Genomic DNA, 1,074 nt, shown 5'->3' on the forward strand with positions numbered 1-1,074 from the left:
CTCTTCAGCAACTGGGTAAACGGTTAGGCAGTGCTAAAAATCCCACCTGCGCCGCCATTACGCCCGAAGAACTGGGTCAAATCAATTTTGAACACATTGATTTTAAAGAGTTCTACCCGGAAATGCGTGCCAACACCAAGCTCCCCAACTTTGATGAAATCAAGCAACGACTTCAAAGTGCCACGGGCGGATAACAGGCGGCTCTATACCAACGGCACACCATGACATACACACCTCAATGCTCAAGAAGGACATCGTTATGCTTATCAAACCCCTTCAAAATTTTTTACTCAACACCTTGACGCTTTTACGCCTCATTCCAAGTGATGTGATACACATCAAACAGCTAGACCACTATCCCGACATCACGAAAAGGCTGGATGAATATCGAGAGCTGATAGAAAACATTGAGAAACAGACTCACTACTTTAGTAGTGAGTAAGGTATGTGGTCGAAACACCACGCTTTGCTGCACGATAAATACCTTCAGTACTTACTCACGCTGCGCAATCCATCACCACAGCAGATGCGCCACTTACGCGAAAGACCCAAGTGTGTAACCTCTTAATCGCTTTGCCGCACTTAACCAAGGCCTATGATGATGAAAAAAACATGGCTTTACGTCATTACCCTAACGCTGCTTGCTCACCTCCATCCCGCTCTTGCTCAGGAACCTCCTCCAGGGTGGCGATGGTACAACGAACCAAAAGCAAGGCCCGACAAACCCAAACCAAAGCCACTGCCAAATAACACTCAAACGACTGTCTCAAGCCCTAAAACGTTATCGGCGACCGAACAAATGGCCTGGTTTCACTCGGTGCATATCGAAGCGCAAAACGATGCCGTCCTTCACCCTAAAGATAAAGACAAGTTAGCGAGATTTTTAGCGTTGAATCATTTTATCACGGACCAAACCGACCAATTAGGCATGACCTTTAAAGCGCTGCTGCTCGAAAGACCTGAGTTCTCTTACACCAAAGACCATCCGACAGAGCAAGCGGCAAGACAAGTGTATTTAGCACTGGAGGATAAGAAGAAAACCGACGCGGTTGAAAAGATGAAACAAGACGGATG

At 46.6% G+C, this 1,074-nt stretch carries 2 protein-coding genes and 1 pseudogene; all 3 read left to right on the top strand.

Annotated features, from left to right (window positions below; genetic code table 11):
• Positions 1-194: pseudogene (locus tag ACED59_RS24520) on the top strand (hypothetical protein); the annotation flags it as partial.
• Between the two features lie 65 nt (positions 195-259).
• Positions 260-442, top strand: a complete 183-nt coding sequence (locus tag ACED59_RS24525; protein WP_017096425.1) for a hypothetical protein — start codon at positions 260-262, stop codon at positions 440-442.
• Positions 443-601: 159 nt separating this feature from the next.
• Positions 602-1,074 (top strand): conjugal transfer protein TraF (traF, locus tag ACED59_RS24530; RefSeq protein ID WP_371705206.1); only part of this gene is annotated, 473 nt, incomplete at its 3' end.

Source organism: Vibrio sp. FF266 (assembly GCF_041439695.1).
Taxonomy (GTDB): Bacteria; Pseudomonadota; Gammaproteobacteria; order Enterobacterales; family Vibrionaceae; genus Vibrio; species Vibrio tasmaniensis_A.

What these genes read in the sequence shown, in the direction of transcription:
- ACED59_RS24525 (WP_017096425.1), top strand. Translation starts at nt 260, where the DNA reads ATGCTTATCAAACCCCTTCAAAATTTTTTACTCAACACCTTGACGCTT.